Below are 1,646 nucleotides of genomic sequence, written 5' to 3'. Positions count from 1 at the left end.
GAAGTAAGACAAAAGCTAGTGCTTTTGAACCGAGTTTAGATAAACTTAACTCATTTTAATGAGAGTTTGATCTTGGCTCAGGACGAACGCTGGCGGCGTGCCTAATACATGCAAGTCGAGCGCGTGAAGCTAAACCGATTCCTTCGGGATGACGTTTAGTGGAACGAGCGGCGGACGGGTGAGTAACACGTGGGCAACCTACCTATAAGACTGGGATAACTCGTGGAAACGCGAGCTAATACCGGATAATACAACCGACCTCCTGGCAGGTTGTTGAAAGGTGGCTCTTTTGAGCTATCACTTACAGATGGGCCCGCGGCGCATTAGCTAGTTGGTGAGGTAACGGCTCACCAAGGCAACGATGCGTAGCCGACCTGAGAGGGTGATCGGCCACACTGGGACTGAGACACGGCCCAGACTCCTACGGGAGGCAGCAGTAGGGAATCTTCCGCAATGGACGAAAGTCTGACGGAGCAACGCCGCGTGAACGAAGAAGGTTTTCGGATCGTAAAGTTCTGTTGTTAGGGAAGAACAAGTACCGTTCGAATAGGGCGGTACCTTGACGGTACCTAACGAGGAAGCCCCGGCTAACTACGTGCCAGCAGCCGCGGTAATACGTAGGGGGCAAGCGTTGTCCGGAATTATTGGGCGTAAAGCGCGCGCAGGCGGTTTTTTAAGTCTGATGTGAAATCTTGTGGCTCAACCACAAGCGGTCATTGGAAACTGGAGAACTTGAGGACAGAAGAGGAGAGTGGAATTCCACGTGTAGCGGTGAAATGCGTAGATATGTGGAGGAACACCAGTGGCGAAGGCGACTCTCTGGTCTGTAACTGACGCTGAGGCGCGAAAGCGTGGGGAGCGAACAGGATTAGATACCCTGGTAGTCCACGCCGTAAACGATGAGTGCTAGGTGTTAGGGGGTTTCCGCCCCTTAGTGCTGCAGTTAACGCATTAAGCACTCCGCCTGGGGAGTACGGCCGCAAGGCTGAAACTCAAAAGAATTGACGGGGACCCGCACAAGCGGTGGAGCATGTGGTTTAATTCGAAGCAACGCGAAGAACCTTACCAGGTCTTGACATCCTCTGAACATACGAGAGATCGTGTTTTCCCTTCGGGGACAGAGTGACAGGTGGTGCATGGTTGTCGTCAGCTCGTGTCGTGAGATGTTGGGTTAAGTCCCGCAACGAGCGCAACCCTTAATCTTAGTTGCCAGCATTTAGTTGGGCACTCTAAGGTGACTGCCGGTGACAAACCGGAGGAAGGTGGGGACGACGTCAAATCATCATGCCCCTTATGACCTGGGCTACACACGTGCTACAATGGATGGTACAAAGGGCCGCGAAACCGCGAGGTCAAGCAAATCCCATAAAACCATTCTCAGTTCGGATTGCAGGCTGCAACTCGCCTGCATGAAGCCGGAATCGCTAGTAATCGTGGATCAGCATGCCACGGTGAATACGTTCCCGGGTCTTGTACACACCGCCCGTCACACCACGAGAGTTGGCAACACCCGAAGTCGGTGAGGTAACCTTTTTAGGAGCCAACCGCCGAAGGTGGGGCTAATGATTGGGGTGAAGTCGTAACAAGGTAGCCGTATCGGAAGGTGCGGCTGGATCACCTCCTTTCTAAGGATAAATAGGAACGGA

The 1,646-nt window shown here is 53.0% G+C and carries 1 rRNA gene; it reads left to right on the top strand.

The features are described from left to right. Nucleotides 1-54: 54 nt before the first annotated feature. Nucleotides 55-1,625, top strand: a 16S ribosomal RNA gene (locus BLR62_RS12275). Nucleotides 1,626-1,646 lie beyond the last annotated feature (21 nt).

Origin of the sequence: Pelagirhabdus alkalitolerans (assembly GCF_900096905.1) — a bacterium.
GTDB lineage: Bacteria > Bacillota > Bacilli > Bacillales > Amphibacillaceae > Pelagirhabdus > Pelagirhabdus alkalitolerans.
Note: the sequence above shows the minus strand (reverse complement) of the source record. Positions and strands in the feature narration are given on the sequence as shown.